Annotated in this window: 18 protein-coding genes; 14 read left to right on the top strand and 4 right to left on the bottom strand. The window is 66.6% G+C overall.

All coding sequences use genetic code 11. The features are described 5' to 3' along the window. The first annotated feature begins 3 nt into the window (after positions 1 to 3). The 10 genes from ACFVTE_RS00715 to ACFVTE_RS00760 all read left to right on the top strand — a co-directional run bounded on the left by ACFVTE_RS00715 (position 4) and on the right by ACFVTE_RS00760 (position 9,434). Positions 4 to 978 (top strand): carbohydrate ABC transporter permease, encoded by a 975-nt coding sequence (locus ACFVTE_RS00715; protein WP_387095477.1) that lies wholly within the window; start codon positions 4 to 6, stop codon positions 976 to 978. Continuing rightward, on the top strand, positions 978 to 1,868 hold the full coding sequence (locus tag ACFVTE_RS00720; protein ID WP_387095480.1) for a carbohydrate ABC transporter permease: 891 nt from the start codon (positions 978 to 980) through the stop codon (positions 1,866 to 1,868). Before ACFVTE_RS00715 ends, ACFVTE_RS00720 begins: the two co-directional genes overlap by 1 nt. A gap of 57 nt (positions 1,869 to 1,925) precedes the next feature. After that, a complete protein-coding gene (locus ACFVTE_RS00725) occupies positions 1,926 to 2,678 on the top strand; it encodes a sugar phosphate isomerase/epimerase family protein (RefSeq protein ID WP_387095483.1) in 753 nt (250 codons plus the stop codon). Beyond that, on the top strand, positions 2,675 to 3,796 hold the full coding sequence (locus ACFVTE_RS00730) for a Gfo/Idh/MocA family protein (RefSeq protein ID WP_387095486.1): 1,122 nt from the start codon (positions 2,675 to 2,677) through the stop codon (positions 3,794 to 3,796). The genes ACFVTE_RS00725 and ACFVTE_RS00730 overlap by 4 nt, the downstream gene beginning before the upstream one ends. 9 nt (positions 3,797 to 3,805) lie before the next feature. After that, complete coding sequence (locus tag ACFVTE_RS00735; RefSeq protein ID WP_387095489.1) at positions 3,806 to 5,008, top strand: Gfo/Idh/MocA family protein; 1,203 nt, start codon at positions 3,806 to 3,808, stop codon at positions 5,006 to 5,008. Between the two features lies 1 nt (position 5,009). Continuing rightward, positions 5,010 to 6,011 carry a sugar phosphate isomerase/epimerase family protein gene (locus ACFVTE_RS00740; RefSeq protein ID WP_387095491.1) on the top strand — a complete coding sequence of 334 codons (1,002 nt, stop codon included), beginning with the start codon at positions 5,010 to 5,012 and terminating at the stop codon, positions 6,009 to 6,011. Positions 6,012 to 6,254: 243 nt separating this feature from the next. After that, on the top strand, positions 6,255 to 7,022 hold the full coding sequence (locus ACFVTE_RS00745) for a DUF1080 domain-containing protein (RefSeq protein ID WP_387095494.1): 768 nt from the start codon (positions 6,255 to 6,257) through the stop codon (positions 7,020 to 7,022). Further along, a complete protein-coding gene (locus tag ACFVTE_RS00750) occupies positions 7,019 to 7,924 on the top strand; it encodes a TolB family protein (protein ID WP_387095497.1) in 906 nt (301 codons plus the stop codon). The genes ACFVTE_RS00745 and ACFVTE_RS00750 overlap by 4 nt, the downstream gene beginning before the upstream one ends. A gap of 3 nt (positions 7,925 to 7,927) precedes the next feature. Continuing rightward, on the top strand, positions 7,928 to 8,959 hold the full coding sequence (locus ACFVTE_RS00755) for a Gfo/Idh/MocA family protein (RefSeq protein WP_387095500.1): 1,032 nt from the start codon (positions 7,928 to 7,930) through the stop codon (positions 8,957 to 8,959). Next, a complete protein-coding gene (locus ACFVTE_RS00760; RefSeq protein ID WP_387095503.1) occupies positions 8,952 to 9,434 on the top strand; it encodes a heme-degrading domain-containing protein in 483 nt (160 codons plus the stop codon). The genes ACFVTE_RS00755 and ACFVTE_RS00760 overlap by 8 nt, the downstream gene beginning before the upstream one ends. 91 nt (positions 9,435 to 9,525) lie before the next feature. Here ACFVTE_RS00760 and ACFVTE_RS00765 read toward each other — a convergent pair whose 3' ends face one another. Beyond that, entirely contained in the window at positions 9,526 to 10,539 is a 1,014-nt protein-coding gene (locus ACFVTE_RS00765) for a glycosyltransferase family 4 protein (RefSeq protein ID WP_387095506.1), read from the bottom strand. A 171-nt stretch (positions 10,540 to 10,710) separates the two neighbouring features. Between ACFVTE_RS00765 and ACFVTE_RS00770 the strand changes: the two genes are divergently transcribed. Beyond that, entirely contained in the window at positions 10,711 to 11,436 is a 726-nt protein-coding gene (locus tag ACFVTE_RS00770) for a DsbA family protein (protein ID WP_387095509.1), read from the top strand. A 63-nt stretch (positions 11,437 to 11,499) separates the two neighbouring features. Beyond that, entirely contained in the window at positions 11,500 to 12,150 is a 651-nt protein-coding gene (locus ACFVTE_RS00775) for a TetR/AcrR family transcriptional regulator (RefSeq protein WP_387095511.1), read from the top strand. Positions 12,151 to 12,182: 32 nt separating this feature from the next. On the opposite strand, the gene ACFVTE_RS00780 is transcribed toward ACFVTE_RS00775, so the two are convergent. Together ACFVTE_RS00780 and ACFVTE_RS00785 are read right to left on the bottom strand one after the other, a co-directional pair. Further along, the gene (locus ACFVTE_RS00780) at positions 12,183 to 12,857 is read right to left on the bottom strand and encodes a LytR C-terminal domain-containing protein (RefSeq protein ID WP_387095514.1); all 675 of its coding nucleotides are present in this window, start codon (positions 12,855 to 12,857) and stop codon (positions 12,183 to 12,185) included. Next, positions 12,850 to 13,149 (bottom strand): type II toxin-antitoxin system VapB family antitoxin, encoded by a 300-nt coding sequence (locus ACFVTE_RS00785; protein WP_387095517.1) that lies wholly within the window; start codon positions 13,147 to 13,149, stop codon positions 12,850 to 12,852. The genes ACFVTE_RS00780 and ACFVTE_RS00785 overlap by 8 nt, the downstream gene beginning before the upstream one ends. Positions 13,150 to 13,297: 148 nt before the next feature. Here ACFVTE_RS00785 and ACFVTE_RS00790 point away from each other — a divergent pair, with 148 nt between their 5' ends. Then, complete coding sequence (locus ACFVTE_RS00790; RefSeq protein WP_387095520.1) at positions 13,298 to 14,227, top strand: hypothetical protein; 930 nt, start codon at positions 13,298 to 13,300, stop codon at positions 14,225 to 14,227. Positions 14,228 to 14,398: 171 nt separating this feature from the next. Further along, complete coding sequence (locus tag ACFVTE_RS00795) at positions 14,399 to 15,970, top strand: stealth conserved region 3 domain-containing protein (RefSeq protein ID WP_387097091.1); 1,572 nt, start codon at positions 14,399 to 14,401, stop codon at positions 15,968 to 15,970. A gap of 88 nt (positions 15,971 to 16,058) precedes the next feature. Here ACFVTE_RS00795 and ACFVTE_RS00800 read toward each other — a convergent pair whose 3' ends face one another. Continuing rightward, positions 16,059 to 16,970, bottom strand: coding sequence for a phosphodiesterase (locus tag ACFVTE_RS00800; RefSeq protein WP_387095523.1), 912 nt, complete (start codon positions 16,968 to 16,970; stop codon positions 16,059 to 16,061). Between the last annotated feature and the right edge of the window lie 526 nt (positions 16,971 to 17,496).

A 17,496-nucleotide genomic window follows, 5' to 3' on the forward strand; every position in this document is an offset into this window, starting at 1 on the left:
GCCATGACTTCCACCACCACACAGTCCGGCCTGGCCCGGGCCCGGCGGGGCCTTGCCCCCGGCGGGCCCGGGGGCGGGTCCCGCAGCACGGGCACCAACCGCAAGAGCAAGCTTTCGGCCCAGACCACCAGGACCTTCTTCTGGCTCCTGATCCCCTCCGTGGTCCTGCTGGTCCTCATCCACGGCTATCCCCTGGTCTACGCCGGCGTCCAGGCCACCCACGACGGCAACCTCATCCAGACCGGCAACTTCGTCGGCGCCGACAACTTCGCCACCGTCCTGTCCTCCCCCGCATTCTGGAAGGCCGCCCAGTTCACCCTGTGGTTCACCATCGTCGGCGTCTTCGGCTCCTGGCTCGTCGGCCTCGGCCTTGCCCTGCTGCTGCGCACCAAGATCCCCGCCGGCGGCACCTTCAAGGTCCTCCTGCTCCTGCCCTGGGTGGTCCCGATCGTGGTCTCCTCCACGGCGTGGAACTGGCTGGTCGCCACCCCGGACAGCCTCATCCCGTCCCTGTTCCGCAACCTCGGCCTGGGCACCCCCCTCTTCCTCGCCGACCCCCACCTGGCCGCCGTCATGGTCATGATCTTCAAGGTCTGGGTTTCCTTCCCCTTCATGATGATGATGATCTCCGCCGCCCTGGCCTCTGTGGACGGCACCGTCTACGAAGCCGCCAGCATGGACGGCGCCACCCGCTTCCAGCAGTTCACCCAGATCACCCTGCCGCTGATCGCCCGCTCCACCTACATCAGCTGGATCCTGATGACGATCTTCTGCGTCAACGACTTCCCCACCATCTACCTCCTCACCGGCGGCGGCCCCGTGGACGCCACCACCTCCCTCGTCGTCCTCGCCTACCGCACCGTCTTCCAGGACTTCGCCACCGGCCCGGGCGTCGCCATCGCCTTCCTCATGACCCTCACCCTCGTGGTCGTCTCCGTTCTCCTCTACCGCCAGATCCGAAAGTCGAGCGTCGAATAATGAGCGCAGTGCTCCACGCCCACCCCGAAACCGGCCCCGCCCTCGGCGTCGACGCCGGCAAACCGCGCCGCGCGCTCTCCGAAGCCGGCATGCGCGGCCGCTGGTGGCGGTTCACCGCCATCCTGGCCATCACCGCCGTCGTCCTGGTCCCCATCATGGTCACCGTGCTCCTGGCCTTCACCCCCGGACCCAACAGCACCGCCACCGGCCTGACCTTCGAGAACATCAGCAACGTCTTCTCCAAGACCCTCGCCGCGACCTGGCTGCAGAACAGCCTCATCACCACCCTCTCCACCGTCGTCGTGTCCGTCGCAGTCGCAGCACCAGCCGGCTACGTCCTCTCCCGCGGCCGCTCCAAAGCCGTCTCCGGCTACTCCCTGCTGCTGTTCGTCATGCAGTCCCTGCCGATCATCACCTCCGTGGTCCCGCTGTTCATCCTGTTCGCCAACATGGGGCTCGTGGACAACCTCATGGGACTGACCATCATCTACGTCGGCTCCACCATGACCGTGGCCACCTGGATGATGGCCGCCTACTTCGACTCCATTCCCATCAGCCTCGAGGAAGCCTCCTGGATCGACGGCTGCTCCGTCTTCGGCTCCTTCACCAAAGTCGTCCTGCGCAACTCCCTCCCGGGCGTGCTCTCCACTGCGATCTTCGCCTTCCTGCTCGCCTGGAACGACTACCTCGTCGCGATCGTGTTCCTCCGCTCCAACGAGATCTTCACCCTCCCGATGGGCGTGCAGTCCTTCTTCCAGCAGAACAACACCGACTGGTCCGGCGTCATGGCCCTCGCCGTCATCATGATGCTCCCGCCCATCATCGTCTTCGCCACCCTGAACAAATACTTCAGCGTCGGCGGCATCGGCGGGTCCCTCGCCGGCCGTTAGGCGTCCTGAACCACAAGCCCTTTTTCGAGAACAAACCAACTCCCGCAAAGGAACGAAATGTCTTACTCACTCCAGCTGTACACCCTGCGCAACGCCATCCAGGAGGACCTGCCCGGCACCATCAAGAAGGTGGCGGAGATCGGTTTCACGCAGGTGGAGCCGTACAACTTCGTGGCCACGGCCAAGGAGCTCGGCGCCGCGCTGAAGGAGAACGGCCTCACCGCCCCGTCCGGCCACGCGCCGCTGCTCAGCCAGGACCAGGACGAGATCTTCGCCGCCGCGAAGGAACTCGGCATCAGTACCGTCATCGACCCCTACCTCCCGGCCGAGCACTGGCAGGACGCAGAGACCATCCAGGCCACCGCGGCCAAACTCAACGCCGCCGCCAGGAAGGGCGCCGAATACGGCATCCGCGTCGGCTACCACAACCACGCCTGGGAGCTGGAGTCCACCATCGAGGGCCAGACCGCGCTGGAGTACTTCGAAGGGCTGCTGGACCCCGAACTGGTCCTGGAAGTGGACACCTACTGGGTTGCCGTGGGCGGCCAGGACCCCGTGGACATTCTCACGAAGCTGGGCGACCGGGTGAAGTTCATCCACATCAAGGACGGCCCGCTGAACACCGACACCAAGGCCCAGCAGCCGGCCGGCCAGGGCAAGATCGCGGTCTGGGACGTCATCGGCGCAGCGAAGTCGCTGGAGGTGGGCGTCGTGGAATTCGATGACTACTCCGGGGACATCTTCGACGGCATCAGCCAGTCGCTGGCTTTCCTGAACTCCGCCAAGGCCACCGAAGGGGCACAGGCATGAGCGGCGCCTCATCTTCCCGCCGGGGACCGGTCGGCGTTGGCGTCATCGGCGCCGGGAACATCAGCAAGCAGTATTTGGACAATCTGACGGTCTTTCCGGATTTGAAGGTCCTGGTGATCGCCGACCTTTTCGAGGAGGCGGCCGAGGCGCGGGCGAAGGAGTACGGCATCCCGGAGTGGGGCGGCGTGGACGCGGCACTGAACCATCCCGGCGTCGAAATCATCGTTAACCTGACCATCCCGGCCGCGCATGTGGAGGTCGCGACGGCGGCGGTGAACGCGGGCAAGCACGTCTGGACGGAGAAACCGTTCTCGCTGGACCGCGAGTCCGGGCTGGGGCTGCTGAAGACGGCGGACGCCGCGGGCATCCGCCTGGGCACCGCGCCGGACACGTTCCTCGGCGCCGGCCTGCAGACCGCCCGCCGGCTGATCGAGCGCGGCGATATCGGCACCCCGCTGACCGCGATGACAACGTTCCAGACCCCCGGGCCGGAGTCCTGGCACCCGAACCCGGCCTTCCTGTTCCAGTACGGCGCCGGGCCGCTGTTCGACATGGGCCCGTACTACCTCACCGCCCTGGCCCAGACCTTCGGGTCGGTCCGGAAGGTCGCCGCCGTCGGGTCCAAGGCCAAGGAAGTCCGCGTCATCGGCTCGGGCCCGAAGGCCGGGGAGGAATTCACCGTGGACGTCCCCACCCACGTCTCCGCGATGGCCCAGTTCGAGGGCGGCGCGTCCTCGCACAGCGTCTTCTCGTTCGAGTCCCCGCGCCAGCGGATGGGCTTCGTGGAGATCACCGGCACCGAGGCCACCATCTCGCTTCCGGACCCCAACTTTTTCGACGGCGACATCAGGCTCTGGCGCGCGGGTGACGAGGACTGGACGGTCATCCCCGCCACCGGCCCGGCCAACGGGCGCGGCATGGGCGTGCTGGACATGGCCCGCTCCATCCGCGCCGGCGTCCCGCACCGTGCCACCGGCAACCTCGCCTACCACGTCCTGGACACCATGGTCTCGATCTCCGAGTCGGTGGAGTCCGGCACGTTCGTCGACGTCGAAAGCTCCGCTCCCGCGTCCGCAGCCCTCCCCGAGGACTGGGCCCCGGAAACCGCAACCCTCTAGGAACAACCAATGACTTCCTCCGCATCGCCCGGCACACCGCCGGGAGCCAACCGCCCCCTGGGTGTGGCGATGATCGGCTACGCGTTCATGGGCAAGGCCCACTCGAACGCGTGGCGGAACGTCGCGTCCTTCTTCGACGTCCCGGCCTTCGAGCAGAAAGTGCTCGTGGGCCGGGACGCCGGCCAGGTTGCCGCCGCGGCCGCAAGGTACGGCTGGGCCGGGTCCGCCACGGACTGGCGCTCCGTCCTGGAACGGGACGATATCGACATCGTCGACATCTGCGCTCCGGGCTGGATGCACGCCGAGATCGCCATCGCCGCCCTCTCAGCAGGCAAGCACGTGCTCGTGGAGAAGCCGCTGGCCAACACCCTCGCCGAGGCCGAAGCCATGACCGCCGCAGCGCAGGCGGCCCGGGCACGCGGAGTGCAGTCCATGGTCGGGTTCAACTACCGCCGTGTGCCGGCCCTGGCCCTCGCGAGGGAACTGATCGCGGAGGGTCGGCTCGGCACCGTCCGGCATGTCCGCGCCGCGTACCTGCAGGACTGGCTCGCCGACGCGGAATCACCCATGACCTGGCGGCTGAACAAGGAAACCGCCGGGTCCGGGGCGCTCGGGGACATCGCCTCCCACGCCATTGACCAGGTGCTGTTCCTCCTCGGCGACGCCGTCACCGAGGTCTCGGGCCGGCTGCACACCTTCACGCCGGTCCGGCCCGGCAAGAACGGTCCGGAAGGCGTCACGGTCGACGACGCCGCCTGGGCCACGCTGTCCCTCGCCTCCGGGGCGATTGCCTCCGTTGAAGTCTCCCGGGTGGCCACCGGCCAGAAAAACTCCCTGAAGCTGGAGATCTACGGCGAGAAGGGCACCATCCTCTTCGACCTGGAAGACCTGAACGAACTCGGCTTCCTGGACGCCACCGTTCCCGTACGGGAACAGGGCTTCCGCCGGATCCTGGTCAACGAACCAGACCACCCCTACCTGGACGCGTGGTGGCCGCAGGGCCACATCATCGGCTGGGAACACACCTTCACACACGAAATCCGCGACTTCCTCACCGCCATCAACGACGGAACCCAGCCGTCGCCCTCATTCGAGGAAGGCCTCGCCGTCCAGCGCGTCCTCGCCGCCGTCGAGGAATCCGCCGCAGCCAAAAGCGCCACCATCCAACTCATCCAGCCCACCGCCACCGAAACCGCCACCGAAGGAGCCTGACATGCCCCGCCCGTACACCCTGTTCACCGGCCAGTGGGCTGACCTGCCCTTCGAGGAAGTCGCCCGCCTAGCCTCAGGGTGGGGCTACGACGGCCTGGAAATCGCCGTCTCCGGCGACCACCTGGACGCCTGGCGCTGGGACGAACCCGGCTACGTCGACGCCAAACTCGCCATCCTCGACAAATACAACCTCAAGGTCTGGGCCATCTCCAACCACCTCAAGGGCCAGGCCGTCTGCGATGACCCGATCGACTTCCGCCACGAAGCCATCGTCGGAACCAAGGTCTGGGGCGACGGGGACCCCGAAGGCGTCCGCCAACGCGCCGCGGAAGAAATGAAACACACCGCACGGCTCGCGCGCGCGTTGGGGGTGGACACCGTCGTCGGGTTCACCGGCTCCTCCATCTGGCAATACGTCGCCATGTTCCCGCCCGTCCCCGAAAAAGTCATCGACGCCGGCTACCAGGACTTCGCCGACCGCTGGAACCCCATCCTGGACGTCTTCGACGAAAACGGCGTCCGCTTCGCCCACGAAGTCCACCCCTCCGAGATCGCCTACGACTACTGGACCACCGTCCGCACCCTCGAAGCGATCGGCCACCGCGAAGCGTTCGGCCTGAACTGGGACCCCTCCCACTTCATGTGGCAGGGCATCGACCCCGTCTCCTTCATCTGGGACTTCAAGGACCGGATCTACCACGTCGACTGCAAAGACACCAAGCTCCGCCCCACCGGCCGGAACACCGTCCTCGGCTCCCACCTGCCCTGGGGCGACCCGCGCCGCGGCTGGGACTTCGTCTCCGCAGGCCGCGGCGACGTCCCCTGGGAATCCTCCTTCCGCGCCCTCACCGCCATCGGCTACACCGGACCCATCTCAATCGAATGGGAAGACGCCGGCATGGACCGACTCCACGGCGCCCCCGAAGCCCTCGCCGCGCTCAAGAAATTCGACTTCCCCGCATCACAGACATCCTTCGACGCCGCCTTCAGCAGCAAGGACTAAGCCGCCGGCCCCACCGGCCACCAGCCCCACCCCACTTCCCCAACCCACCCCCACTTCCCTTGGAGTTTTTGTCCAGATACCGCGAGTTAAAGGGCCTTTTGCGGCCGATATCTGGACAAAAACTCCACGGACCGCCAAAGGAATGGCACCCATGCACGAGTTCGTCCCGCTGTTCGATGGCGAGAGCCTGGCTGGCACCCGGCACCCCGGATCTACGGCACCGTCTATCCGGGCGGCCCGTCAGTGCTGGAGCACTTCGACCGGCTCGGCCTCGCCCGCCCGGTGGAACCGGAAAAGCACCCGGCGCACTGGTTCGTGGAGGACGGTGTCCTGGTCGGCGAGCAGGACACCCCCGGCAGCGGCTACGGCGGCTACCTCGTCAGCGACCAGGCGTTCGGTGACTTCGAACTCGTGCTCGAAATGCGCCCGGACTGGCCGGCCGATACAGGCGTGATGATCCGGCGCCAGCGGGACAGCTGGGAAGGGTTCCAGGTCCTCGTGGACCACCGCCCGTCCGGCGGCATCGGCGGCTTCTTCGGCAACGGCCTGGCGAGCTTCTCGGCCGTTCCCTTCGCCATCGATGCGGTTTACGACGACGACGGGCGGCCGGTCGGGCTCGTCGCCGACGACCCGGCCACCTCGGTGGAACCGGTCACGGAAGAAAAGCGGTCCCGCCTGACCCACGCCGCCGCCATCGGGGATTTCCTGGACGTCTGGCGCTGGGATGACTGGAACGAGCTGCGGATCCGCTGCGTCGGGCCGATGCCGGTGATCACCACCTGGGTCAACGGCCTCAAGGTCGCAGAGCTGGACACCGCCACACTCGACTCCCCCGACTACGACCCCGAGGCGATTTTCGGAGTGCTCGGCAGCCGGGGGCACATCGCCCTCGAGGTCCACGACAACGACGCCATGTTCGGCGAAGCACGGTGGGGAAAAGGGGCGCAGTGCCGGTGGCGGAACATCCGCATCCGGGAACTGGACGCCGAATCCGAGAGGAACGCCCAATGACCAGGACACTTCAGCCCGGCCAGCGGTGCGAGGTCTGGACCGCCTCAGCCACCGGCGAGCGCGAACTCGTTTATGCCACCGAGGACGTACTCTTGGAGGCGCCCAACTGGACCCTCGACGGCGCGTCCCTGGTCCTCAACGGCGGCGGGAAGCTGTGGACGCTTGACCTTGCCGGCCGGACCATCAGCCAGGTCCCGCTCACCGGGATCCCCGACCTCAACAACGACCACGTCCTGGATCCCGACGGCGAGCACATCTTTCTTTCCGCCAATGACGGCCACATCTACCGCGCAGCCCTGGCCGGCGGAGAGGCCACACGCATCACCAGGGACGCCGACTCCTTCCACTTCCTGCACGGAGTCAGCCCGGATGGCCAGGAACTGGCCTACGTCAGCATCGAAGCCGGCGACTTCACCCAGCCGGGCCGGCTCATGACCATTCCCGCCAGCGGCGGCGCTTCTTCACCGATCAGCGTCGACGGCCACTGCGACGGCCCCGAATACTCCCCGGACAACGAGTGGCTGTACTTCAACACGGAGGCCTTCACCAGCCAGCCCGGCCGCGCCCAGCTGGCACGCGTGCGTGCCGCGGGCGGCAGCGGGGTTAATAACAACGACGCCGAGCAGCTTCTTGAGAGCGACAGCGTCGACTGGTTCCCCCACCTGTCCCCCAATGGCCGTCTGGCCAGCTACATCCGTTTCCCCAGCGGCACGCAAGGCCATCCGGCGGACCTGCCGGTCGACGTCGTACTTGTCTCGACCGATGACTGGGCCGCACCACTGCAGACCTGGCCGCTCTTCGGCGGGCAGGGAACCCTGAACGTCAACAGCTGGGCGCCCGATTCCGCCCGCCTCGCCTACGTGGCCTACCCGCACGCCAACTCCAACCCCGCAAAGGACTAGTACGTGAGCAACCACTCCCCCACCCCCGGGGATCCCATCCGCTGGGGCATCCTCGGCACCGGCTTCATCGCCGGGCTGCAAACCCAGGATCTGGTCGACAACGGCTTCGCGGTGCAGGCCGTCGGGTCCCGCACGCTGGAGTCAAGCCGGCGCTTCAGCGAGAAGTTCGGCATACCCACCGCTCACGGGAGCTACGACGCGCTCGTTGCGGACCCGGAGGTCGACGTCGTCTACGTCGCCACCCCGCACACGTTCCACTACACCCACGCGCTGCTCGCCCTGAATGCCGGCAGGCATGTGCTGGTGGAGAAGCCCTTCACCGTCAATGCCCGGGAAGCACAGGAAATTGTGGCGCTGGCAGAGGCCAAGGGCCTCGTGGTGCTGGAGGCCATGTGGAGCCGCTTCCTCCCCCACATGGCGCGCCTCCGCGAGATCATCGCCGAGGGCTCACTTGGGCAGATCCGGAAGGTCACGGCCAGCCACAACCAGAACCTTCCCAAGGATCCCGCGCACCGGCTCAACGATCCGGCCCTCGGCGGCGGCGCACTGCTGGACCTCGGCGTCTACCCCGTGTCCTTTGTCTTTTACGTGTTGGGCGCACCGGACGGCGTCGGCGCCAGCGCCACCATGACGTCCACGGGCGTGGACCGGCAAACAGCGGCGATCTTCGAGTACCCGGACGGGCAGCAGGCAATCGTGGACTGCGCCTTGGACACCGCCTCAAGCAACCGCGCCGCCATCATCGGGACGGACGGGTGGATCGACATCGAACCCACCTGGTACAACCCCACGCCCTTCACCCGGTACGACAACCAGGGCAACGTTCTGGAGCGGTTCGACCAGCCGGTGACCGGCAGGGGCATGCAGTACCAGGCGGCCGAGATGGAACGCCTCATCCGGGCCGGCCTCACCGCGGGCACGGTGCTTCCCCCGGCCGAGAGCGTGGCCGTCATGGCCGCGATGGACGAGATCCGGCACCAGATTGGACTGAAGTACGACGCCGATGCCGCACCGGAGGGGTCCTCCGATGGCTGAAACTGTCCAGTCGCGGATCACCGAACTGCAACTGCACGAGGAGGAACTCGTCTTTCCCGGATTCGACCACCGCGACGCGTGGAACCTTGGCTCACTCATCACCAGCCAGGCGATTGCCGCGGGCCATGGTGTTGCCATCGATATCCGGCGGCACAACGTGGTTCTCTTCCGCTGCGTCCTGCCGGGGGCCACCGCCGACCAGGAGGAATGGATCCGCCGCAAGTCGGCCAGCACCCTCCGCTTCGAACGCAGCACCGCCCTGCTCTCCGAGGAGTTCGCGGCCAAGGACTTCGACCCCGCGCAGGGCGGCTGGCTCGCTCCGGAGGACTACACGCTGGCAGGCGGATCGTTCCCGGTCCGGGTCCAAGGGGCCGGCGTCGTCGCTGCCGTCACAGTGTCCGGGCTTTCGTCCGATGACGACCATCGGCTGGTGGTCGACAGCATCCGGGAGTTCCTCCGGACACCCGCCGGCTAGCCCACCCTTGTTTGGAGTTTTTGTCCAGATATCGCGCGCAAAAGTGCCTTCTGCGGCCATTATCTGGACGAAAACTCCATGCAAACGCCACCTACCCGCCGAGGATCTCTTCGTACAGCGCCAGGTGGTCGGCCACCATGCGGGCCGAACTGAAGCGCTGCTCCGCCGAGGCGCGGCAGGCTTCGCGACTGAGGCCCGCCGCCTGGGCGGCGTACCCGGCGAGCTGCTCGACGCTGCCCAAGTAGCCCGTGACGCCGTGCTCCACGATTTCCGGCGCAGCACCGAAAGGGGTCCCCACGACGGGCGTTCCGGTGGCCAGCGCCTCGATCATCACCAGGCCGAACGGTTCCGGCCACTGGATCGGATTCAGGAACGCGAGCGCGCCGCCCACCAGCTCGTACTTGTCGGCGTCGGACAGCGGTCCCGTGAACTCCACCTCGGGCCCCAGCGCCGGCTTAACCACGTCGTCGAAATAGCCCTGCTCCTCGGGTCCCTGGATCCGCGCGCTGATGCGCAGCGGGATGACCGCGGCCCGGGCGATCTGGATGGCCTCGAGGATGCCCTTGTCCGGGGACAGCCGTCCGACGAAACACAGGTAGCCGCCGGTCCCCTGGCCCACCGGAACGGACGCCACATCCATGCCATGGTGGATCACCTTCGTCACCGCAACCTCCGGCGACCGGCTGACCTGGTCATGGGAGATGGCGATGATGCCGGTGCTCTTGCCGATTTCGCTGTACAGATCCACGGCCTGCTGGGCCAGACGGATGTGGATGGTGGTGACCACCGGGATTCCGGGCGGACGGTGGGCGTACAGCGGTCCGCTGAGAGTGTGGTCGTGGATGATGTCGACGCCGGCCATGCCGTCGTAGGCCCTAATGATGTGGCTCAGCTCCGACAGTGCCAACCCCAGGTCCGCCGGCTCCGAAGGTCGCATTCGCGGTGCCAGGGGAACGGGACACGTGCTGTCGGACGGGGCTGCCAGCAGGACGTCATGCCCGGCTGCCGCGAACCCGCGCGCAAGGCTGTCCACCACCCGCTCGGTGCCGCCGTAGCCGGGCGGCGGAACCGGGATCCACGGTGCCGATATCAGTCCAATGCGCATTTTGCCTCCCACGAAGGTACGGCCTGACCGCCTGGAGTTAGTCCAAACAATATGGCCGGGCCTGCCGCCAGACAAGGGCCAGGCGCCGGCACCCATACAACAGCGGGCGAGCGTGACCAAAGCAACTGTCCCGGCAGGAATGCCCGGGAAAGCCCGGGAGTTGTGGCAAACATGAAGATTGAGATCTGGTCAGACGTTGCCTGCCCCTGGTGCTACATCGGCAAGCGCCGTTTTGAGGCCGCCCTTGCCGAGTTCCCGCACCGCGACCAGGTGGAGGTGCAGTGGCGCAGCTACCAGTTGGACCCGAGCGTGCCCGAGCACTATGACGGAACCGAACTGGACTACCTCAGCAAGCGCAAGGGCATGGCTGCCGGCCAGGTCACGCAGATGTTCGACCATGTGGCAGCCCAGGCCAAAGGTGAGGGCCTCAACTACCGGTTTGACGACGTCGTGGTTGCCAACAGCTTCACGGCCCACCGGCTGATCCATCTTGCCGCCGCGCATGGCAAGCAGGATGCCGCCAAGGAGCGGCTCCTCAGCGACCACTTCGAGCACGGCAAGGACATCGGCAGCCCGGATTACCTCACGTCTGTTGGCGCGGATCTCGGGCTCGACGCCGGCGACGTTGCCGAGCTGTTCAGCACCGACAAGTACGCCGACGACGTTCGCCACGACTTCGCCGAGGCCCGTGCCCTGAGCATCAGCGGCGTCCCGTTCTTCGTGATCGACCGCAAGTACGGGCTGTCCGGGGCCCAGCCCGCGGCGAGCTTCACCATGGCCCTCGAGCAGGCGTGGCAGGAGTCGCACCCACTGGTGATGGTCGGCGTCGACAAAACGGACAAAGCCAGCGCGCAGCCGAACGCCGACGCGTGCGGCCCGGACGGCTGCGCCGTCTGAGCTGGCCTCTGACCGGCTGAAACTCGGCGCCGGTTTGGTGACAGATCGCGGTAAAGTGTCCCTATGCCACGGATTTCGGCCCCCAGCAACGCCGCGCAACGCGCCGAGACCCAGCGCCGCATCCTGAACGCCTTCGGTGAGCTTCTCTTCTCCCACGGGCTGCCCGGACTCACCATGACCGATGTCGCCCGGCACGCAGGGATCGGCCGCACGGCTGTCTACAACTACTACGCCGACATCGAAGAGCTCCTGATCGCCTACGCCCTCGTGGAGACCGAACGGTTCATGGCCGGGCTGCGCGAATCGCTGTCCCGGCTGGACAATCCGGTGGACCGGCTGGCCCTGTACGTGCGGGCCCAGGTGGAGGATCTCAGCCGCCGCCATCTGCCTCCCGGCCCGGCCATGGGCGCCGTCCTCTCGCCGGCCTCGTTCGCCAAGCTCGCAGACCACGTGGGCGGGCTCAGCGAGATGCTGCAGGACATCCTCCGCGACGGCATGGACCAGGGCTATTTCCCGGCGGCCGATCCCCTCCAGCAGGCACAGCTGATTCACGGCACGCTTTCCTCCAGCGCCGCCCGCAACGGCGACGCCTCCGAGGACCTGGAGGAAAGGATCTCCCGGACCGTCCGCTTCATCCAGTTGGGCGCCGGGGCAAGGTTCGACGACGGCGGCCGCCCCTTGCGCCTTCAGCCCCCGGCCGCTGCGGCCGGCTAAAGGTCAGCCGGGCCAAGTGGCCAGGCAACAGTTCAGGGCTTGGCGCCCTGGGTGGGCATGACCGGCCACTGCGAGTCGTCGGCGACGCGCCGGCTCTCACGCGGGCAGCTGAGTGTGCCCGGTGTCTGGTCAACAAGCTGCGGCTTGACCAGGCCGCGGTAGTCGCTGGTCAGGATCACGTCCACGCTGGCGTCCTTGCGCCCGTCCTGGAAGTAGTCGGAACCGGGCAGGTTCCGCTGGACGGTGAAGGCCGCCGACTGTCCGGCGGCACCCGAGACGATTGCAGCCACGCCGCGGTAACCGGTCTGCATGTTGGCCACATTGCCAACAACAAACTTCCTGGCCTTGAATTCATTGGCTGCCGCCTTGGCCAGGCCGTTGCGGCTCGTGGCGTTGAGGACGTTCACCTTAACCTTGGCGGGCGGCGTGTAGTCGAAAGTCGTTGAAGGGCAGACGGAGGAGTTCTCCTGGGCCTGGATGGCGGACGGAAATTTGATCTGCCCGCTCATCACACCCATCGCCCCCATAATCCCCGCGACAATCAGGCCAAGCAGCAGCACCAGCACCACACCGTGCAGGATCCGGCGGCGCAGCCGGCCGGGGTTTTCCGCGTTCTCGTCGTCTTCGACGAACGTGGCCCTGAGCTCGGGGCCGGTAATCACGCGGTGACCGTGGAGAACGGTCACGTCTTTGGGTTTTCTAGCCATCGATCACAAGCACCCTTGCATGAATCGCGGTGCGCTGGTGGAGTGCCGTCCTTACCGCCCGGTGCAGCCCGTCCTCGAGGTAGAGGGTGCCCTGGTACTGCACCACGTGGGGAAACAGGTCGCCAAAGAACGTGGAGTCCTCGGCAAGGAGCGCTTCAAGGTCCAGGGTCCGCTTGGTGGTCACAAGTTCATCCAGCCGCACGGGACGGGGCGGAAGCGCCGCCCAGTCTTTGGGGGTCATGAAACCATGGTCGGGGTAAGGGCGTCCCTCGCCCACAGCTTTGAATATCACCCTGTAAGCGTATGCAACTGGGCAGTTCAAGGGAATGTGGAATCAGCGCGCCGCGGGAGGTTGTAGCCAAACAGTAACTATGTGTCACATGCCGGCGCCCGCCCGCCGTCTGGGCAGATTGGCCGGCGCCGGCTGACAGAATGGAGCAATGACTGCACCTTCAGCGAACCCCGCCACCGGGTTCGGCGCCCACACTCCGTCGGCACCCGCACTGGCCCTGCTCCTGGACGTCGACGGGCCGGTCGCCAGCCCGGTGACCAGGGATGTGAAACCGGAAATCGTCGCCGACCTGGTGGCTCTCGCGAGCGCCGGAATACCAGTCATCTTCAACACCGGACGCTCGGATACGTTCATCCGCGAGCAGGTCATGGAGCCCATGATCGCAGCGGGAATGCCCAGCGGAACGCTGATCCACGCCATCTGCGAAAAGGGCGCCGTGTGGTTCAGCTACACGGCTGCCGGCCCCGGGCCCGTCCACGTGGACCACGAGCTTGCGGTGCCGGCGGCCTACGGTGACGATATCCGGCGCATGGTGGCTGAGGACTACGCGTCCCACATGTTCTTCGATGAAACCAAGCGCGCCATGGTGTCGGTGGAGCAGCACATCGAGGTGCCGAACAGTGAATACCTCGCCGAGCAGAAGCTGTTTGATGCCGAGGCCCTGGAGCTCATGGAGCGCCACGGATTCGGCGTCGTGCGGCTGGAACACCACGCACCGAACTCCGACGACGAAATTGACTACCGCGTGGACCCAACCATCATTTCCACCGATATTGAGTCGGTCCGGCTGGGCAAGGACCTTGGCGCGAGCCGCGCCGTCGAGCTCCTGGCAGCCCAGGGCATCACGCCGCAGGCGTGGCGGACGGTGGGCGATTCCCGCACGGACTATGCCATGGCCGACTGGCTGCACCACAACGACCACGCTGTGAAGCACGTTGACGTCCGCCCCGCGGACGGCGTCCCGGCCAAACCGTACGACGTTCTCACCGCCGTCGACCTCGGCATGCCGGAGTCGGTCATTCACGACGACGCCGGGGCGGCGTTCCTGTCCAGCTGGCGGCAGGCGCTGCTTGGCTAAGCCCGCTGCCGCGGCCCGGACGGCCAGAGCATAGACACCAAAGCACAGAGGGCGGACCGCCGCCCGGGCGCCTGCCGGGCAAGTTTTACCGGCAGGACTATCATGCAAGTAAGACTTCACCCCTAGAAGCTTGGGAGAAACGCCATCACGGACGTAACGGTTCAGGACGACATCTACTACGGCGGTCAGGCAGCCGAGGACGACGTACCCGCACTCGCGGAAGCAACGTCCCCGGCGGCGGTGGCGCGCCTCAAGCACCGCCCCGACGTCGTTCGCCGGTCCGGACGGTATGCGCTGATCAACGACACCCGGACGCCCTACCAGGCCATGGTGGAGGACCTGCTCTTCCTGCGGAACGTGCTGGACGGGGCCGGCCTGGATTACCTCCTGGTCCGGGGCAACAACGACCGTCCGGTGGTCGCCCTCGACTGGAAGGACCGCAAGAAGCTGCGCTCCGCCCTCGTTGACGCCTGCCGGAACGAGCCCTTCTACTCCATGACCGTGGACGCGAAGAAGAAGACGTCCGTCCTGGTGGCCGACGGCGAACTCTCCGTCAACCGGCAGGCACGCATCTTCCGGCTGTACCGGCCGCGGGTCGAGCCCGAGGGCGGCTTCGAATTCGGTGCATCCGCCGGCGTCCAGGTGGAGCTGTGGAGCTTCCTGGGCAACGAGGTGATCCTGCCGATCGAGAACTCGCTGACCCGCCGCACCATGATGGCGCACGAGGCCGTCCGCGGAACGGTTGAGCGCTACGGACACACCTGGCCCACCATCGAGAACATGTTCGCTGACCACGCAAGCGACATCAGCTTCGACATCGACATGGTGTTCTCCTGGGTGGACGGCACCTCCCCGGAGTACATCGCAGCCCGCCGGGCCCGGCAGGCCGGGGCGGTCCTCGGCGAGGGCGACGACCATGAGGCGCGCTACCGGCAGATCAATGAGCTCAAGTACGCGCTCCGGTCGGTGTACATGTTTGCGCCGTGGGTCCGCCGCATCTTCATCGCCACCGACTCCCCCGCGCCGGAATGGCTGGCCGAGCACCCGTCCGTCACCATCGTCCGTAGCGAGGAGTTCTTCGCCGACCCGTCGGTGCTGCCCACGCACAACTCGCAGGCCGTGGAGTGCCAGCTGCACCACATCGAGGGCCTGTCCGAGCACTTCCTCTACTCCAACGACGACATGTTCTTCGGGCGGCCGGTGGGCCCGGACATGTTCTTCACGCCGGGCGGCATCACCAAGTTCATCGAGGCGGAGACGCGCATCGGCCTGGGCGACAACGACGCCGAACGCAGCGGCTTCGAGAACGCGGCCCGGGTCAACCGGAAACTGCTCTGGAACCGCTTCGGCCGGATCACCACCCGCCACCTGGAGCACACGGCGGCGCCGCTGCGGCGGAGCCTCGTCGCCCAGATGGAGCAGGAGTTCCCGGCGGAGTTCGCGAACACTGCCGCCAGCACCTTCCGGGCCGCGGACAACATCTCCGTCACGAATTCCTTCTACCACTACTACGCGCTGCTGACCGGCCGCGCCGTGACCCAGACGGCGGCGAAGGTGCGGTACGTGGACACTACGCTCCGCTCCGGACTCAAGTACCTGCCCAAGCTGCTGAACAAGCGCAACATGGACTTCTTCTGCCTCAATGACGGCAGTTTTCCGGAGGTTCCGGCCGACGAACGTGCCGAGCAGGTCACCCAGTTCCTGGAGAAGTACTACCCCATCAAGGCGCCCTGGGAAAAGTAGGCCGTCCGCATACGGCAAGCCCCGCCGGATCTGACCAGTCAGATCCGGCGGGGCTTCCTGTATATAGACGCTACTTCCGGGTGAGGCTTTATTTCCGGGTAAGCATGGGGCGTTTGGCCCCTTCGGGGATGCGGATTCCGGCTGCCGCCAGACGGCGTTCCGTCTCCTCGGGGCTGACATACTCGCCCACCGTCGGAGTGGCGCCCATCGGCACCACCGAGTGCACCACGGTGTGCTCATAGACGTGCACCAGGTTGAAGGCCTGCCCGCCGTCGCGGCCGCGCGTGCCGCCCACCGGGACGTTCAGGTCCTGGGTGTAGCACGTGGCTGAGGCCACGGAGACGGGGATGCCGGCGAAGCTTGCCGTCGTGGAGTAGTGCAGGTGGCCGGCAAGGATGCTGCGAACATCCGAGTTCCGCACCACGGCCGCCAGGGACGCCTGGTCGCGGAGCTCCACCAGCACGGACAGGTCCAGGACCGACGGAACCGGCGGATGGTGCAGGGCCAGGATGGTGCCGTCCGGCGCGGGGGTCTCGAGCTGACCGGCGAGCCAGTCCAGCTGGTTGTCGCTCAGTTCGCCGTGGTGGTAGCCCGGCACGGACGTGTCCATGGTGATGACCCGCAGCCCGTTGACGTAGTAGCTGTGGTCCACGGGGTCATCGTTGCCGTGCTGGTCGAACAGGCCCGCCCGGAAGTTGGCGCGGTTGTCGTGATTGCCCATGGCCCAGATGACCTGGGCGCCGAGATCCCGGCACGCGGGCTCCACGACAGCGCGGAGCTTGGCGTAGGCCTCGGGGTCGCCCTTGTCCGCCAGGTCGCCAGTGAAAATCACGGCTTCCGGGCGCGCGCCCGAGGCCTGAACCTCGTCGAAGAGCTGGATCAGGCGGGCTTCGCTGTCAACTGCGCCGTATAGGGGGTCCGGACCACCCAACAGGTGGGTGTCACTCAGGTGGAGTAGAAAATGGCGTGGCCGGGGGTGCTCGGCCTCGATGAGCTCCATTGCTGCCTTCGCGGTAGTTAGGAAGCGGGGCGCCTCCTGTGTCCCTCTCAGTACCTTCCATCCAACCAGATAAAAAGCGAACTATGGGGAAACGGGAGTTGGCATGTTGAAAAATTACAACACCGCCGCCGCTTTCGGGCTACCTTCCTCGCTTTCGTTATCTTGCACGGTCATCACGTGATGACCGCTTCATTGAATTGCCGCGCATTGTTTGATTGCCCCATTCCGCCGTTGCCCGGCGGACAGTGGGCTCTGCGCCCGGCAGTTACGCCGCAGTGAAGAATGGGGAACTCCCCCGGGAAGTTCCGGGCGGAATGCTCTTCCGGAAAGTGCCCGGTTTACCCTGCCTGGGGCCGCCTGGAAGGACGACGACGGCGCGCGGTTGCGCTGGGCAGGCCGACCACCCAGCGAGTCCGGTACAGCCGGTACATCCGCCGTCGGCGGACGCATCCGCCGCCTGCATGGCATCGCCTGCAGGGCAACCGAAACCCGGGTGTGTTCCGTCGGGTGTCGGCGGAATCATTTG

Origin of the sequence: Arthrobacter sp. NPDC058097, assembly GCF_042884885.1 — a bacterium.
Taxonomy (GTDB): Bacteria; Actinomycetota; Actinomycetes; order Actinomycetales; family Micrococcaceae; genus Arthrobacter.

Coding starts and splice junctions, on each gene's coding strand:
- ACFVTE_RS00715 (WP_387095477.1), top strand. CDS start 4: ATGACTTCCACCACCACACAGTCCGGCCTGGCCCGGGCCCGGCGGGGC.
- ACFVTE_RS00790 (WP_387095520.1), top strand. CDS start 13,298: ATGACTGCACCTTCAGCGAACCCCGCCACCGGGTTCGGCGCCCACACT.
- ACFVTE_RS00775 (WP_387095511.1), top strand. CDS start 11,500: ATGCCACGGATTTCGGCCCCCAGCAACGCCGCGCAACGCGCCGAGACC.
- ACFVTE_RS00740 (WP_387095491.1), top strand. CDS start 5,010: ATGCCCCGCCCGTACACCCTGTTCACCGGCCAGTGGGCTGACCTGCCC.
- ACFVTE_RS00765 (WP_387095506.1), bottom strand. CDS start 10,539: ATGCGCATTGGACTGATATCGGCACCGTGGATCCCGGTTCCGCCGCCC.
- ACFVTE_RS00770 (WP_387095509.1), top strand. CDS start 10,711: ATGAAGATTGAGATCTGGTCAGACGTTGCCTGCCCCTGGTGCTACATC.
- ACFVTE_RS00735 (WP_387095489.1), top strand. CDS start 3,806: ATGACTTCCTCCGCATCGCCCGGCACACCGCCGGGAGCCAACCGCCCC.
- ACFVTE_RS00720 (WP_387095480.1), top strand. CDS start 978: ATGAGCGCAGTGCTCCACGCCCACCCCGAAACCGGCCCCGCCCTCGGC.
- ACFVTE_RS00780 (WP_387095514.1), bottom strand. CDS start 12,857: ATGGCTAGAAAACCCAAAGACGTGACCGTTCTCCACGGTCACCGCGTG.
- ACFVTE_RS00750 (WP_387095497.1), top strand. CDS start 7,019: ATGACCAGGACACTTCAGCCCGGCCAGCGGTGCGAGGTCTGGACCGCC.
- ACFVTE_RS00725 (WP_387095483.1), top strand. CDS start 1,926: ATGTCTTACTCACTCCAGCTGTACACCCTGCGCAACGCCATCCAGGAG.
- ACFVTE_RS00730 (WP_387095486.1), top strand. CDS start 2,675: ATGAGCGGCGCCTCATCTTCCCGCCGGGGACCGGTCGGCGTTGGCGTC.
- ACFVTE_RS00800 (WP_387095523.1), bottom strand. CDS start 16,970: ATGGAGCTCATCGAGGCCGAGCACCCCCGGCCACGCCATTTTCTACTC.
- ACFVTE_RS00760 (WP_387095503.1), top strand. CDS start 8,952: ATGGCTGAAACTGTCCAGTCGCGGATCACCGAACTGCAACTGCACGAG.